This window comes from Nocardia sp. JMUB6875, assembly GCF_041154655.1.
GTDB lineage: Bacteria > Actinomycetota > Actinomycetes > Mycobacteriales > Mycobacteriaceae > Nocardia.
In genome coordinates this window covers 1-1,819 of the sequence record NZ_BAAFGR010000377.1, presented here as the reverse complement: position 1 = coordinate 1,819, position 1,819 = coordinate 1, and the positions used below count along the sequence as shown (strand labels likewise).

Sequence of the window (1,819 nt, the reverse complement as noted above, 5' to 3'; positions counted from 1 at the left end):
GCCCCCTTCCCCGCCGCCGGCATGGAAGCCGTCCACTGCGGCACGGGCCCATGGGGATTGGCCGTGGTAGCCGCCACCGCCAAGGGCAACGACTTCTGCCCCACCGCCCTCTCGGTGGTCACCGCCTACGCCGACGAACGCGGCAAGAAATCCGACGGCGACATCGCCGTCATAGTCGACACCGTCCGCTGGGTCTGCGGCGAACGCCAGGGGTCTCCCAACCCCTACCAGGAATGCGCCAGCCAAAACGAATCCGCCGACAAGGTCCGCCTACTCAGCTGATTCACGCTGTCGGCGGGCGATTTTCACCAACGCGATCAGGTTGATGACACCCACCGCGCCCAAGCTGACCAGGAGCCAACCGGTGAGATCGGTGTTGCCGCTCTCGTAGACGATGGCCCCGCCCCATTTGTCGAGGTGCTGGCCCAGCGAGTACAGCTGGAACCTGATCGCGGGGGCGGCGATCGCCAATCCGATCATGGCCGCGCAGACCGGAACCCTGGGTCTCAGGCACGCGGCGGCCACGGGAACCGCCGCGAGCGCCGCCGCCGAGACGGTGATCCAGACGAAGTCACCGCGCAGGAATGCCCACCCGGAGATCTCGAATGGCGCGAAACTCACTGCCGCACAACCGGATAACCCCAGTAGCAGGGTGGTGATCGACAACTTGTCGCGCGGTGCTCGAACGCCGAGCCCGCCACGGCCACGCATCCAGAGGGCGAGGACGGCGCAACTGCCCGCGAGCACAATCGCGTAGTGCCCGGCGAGCGCCAGGACATAGCCTGCGCTGACCTCGAAGTGGTAGCCCGAGAAGGAGTGGGGATTGGCGTTCACCCGGATCCCCAGCACCTGGAAAACCGCGGTGCCCCACAGCCCGGCCAGCGCGAATCCGGCGAGCACCGCCGGGCCCATGCCGCTTCGCCGACCCAGCGCCAGCGCGGCCACACCCGCGAGGGCCGCCCCCGCCGCGAGCGCCACGATGTAGTAATGCCCTTGGTAGACAATCGAATCGATCGGCTTCTGCCAGGCCGCATCCTCGGTCGCGAACGGCTTCCGCAGGCTGTACGCCAGCAACGCCGCCCCCGCGAGCGCCAACAACCCCGACGATGTCGACGCCAGATGAGCACCCCGACTGTCTCGGCGGCCATCCGACTCGCGGCCCGCCGCAGGTCGATCCCCAGCGCTCGTCGAGGCTGCCGCCCCGCCGCGATCGGACTCACTCGCTCGCTCGAGCTGATCGATACCGGTCGAGAGTGTTTCAGGCGGCCGGAGCTCGGCCCCAAGAAATCGTCGACCGAGCCTCGCCAGGGGAGTCGCCGACTGGTCCTCGCCTGAGGCGTTCCCGCGCGGAGCCTCGCCGTCGGGCGGTGCCGCGGGGTCGGCGTCCGCCACCGGCCCGGCGTCTGTCCGCCTGCCCTGCACGGCTTTACCGCGGCGCGACACAGCAGCGGGCTCGACGCCGCCGGTCTCCGCGTGGCCGATCGAGGCGGGGCGATCCTCGGCTCCCGCGCCCCGGACGACCGCTCCGCCACCGGCGGCGGATTCGTCCGCTGGACCGCCGCGGCCCTCGGGGATCGACGTTGGTCCGCCGGAGGGGTTCCCGTCCTTGGGGATTCGGGGGCTGTCTTGGGTGGAGGCGCCGCCGAGGACTTCGCGGGCGGCGGCTGCTACGGCCGGGTTGTCGTGGGTGGCTATGTGGTGCAGGGCTTTTCGGGCGGCGTCGGCGCGGTGGGGGTCGCTGGAGGAGAGTTGGGTGGCCAGGGCTTGGACTGCGCCGCGGCGGATTTCGGGGTGGGGGCTGTCGAGGGCGGCGCGGATT

2 protein-coding genes and 1 pseudogene are annotated in these 1,819 nt (G+C 70.5%); 2 read left to right on the top strand and 1 reads right to left on the bottom strand.

The genetic code is table 11. The annotated features are described in order from the left end of the window. A partial coding sequence (locus ACAM49_RS40020) for a hypothetical protein (RefSeq protein WP_369640711.1) occupies nucleotides 1-282 on the top strand: 282 nt, incomplete at its 5' end. Here ACAM49_RS40020 and ACAM49_RS40015 read toward each other — a convergent pair. Beyond that, on the bottom strand, nucleotides 271-1,095 hold the full coding sequence (locus ACAM49_RS40015; protein WP_369640710.1) for a hypothetical protein: 825 nt from the start codon (nucleotides 1,093-1,095) through the stop codon (nucleotides 271-273). The genes ACAM49_RS40020 and ACAM49_RS40015 overlap by 12 nt on opposite strands. 378 nt (nucleotides 1,096-1,473) lie before the next feature. Between ACAM49_RS40015 and ACAM49_RS40010 the strand changes: the two are divergent. Further along, nucleotides 1,474-1,819 (top strand): annotated as a pseudogene (locus ACAM49_RS40010) (hypothetical protein); the annotation flags it as partial.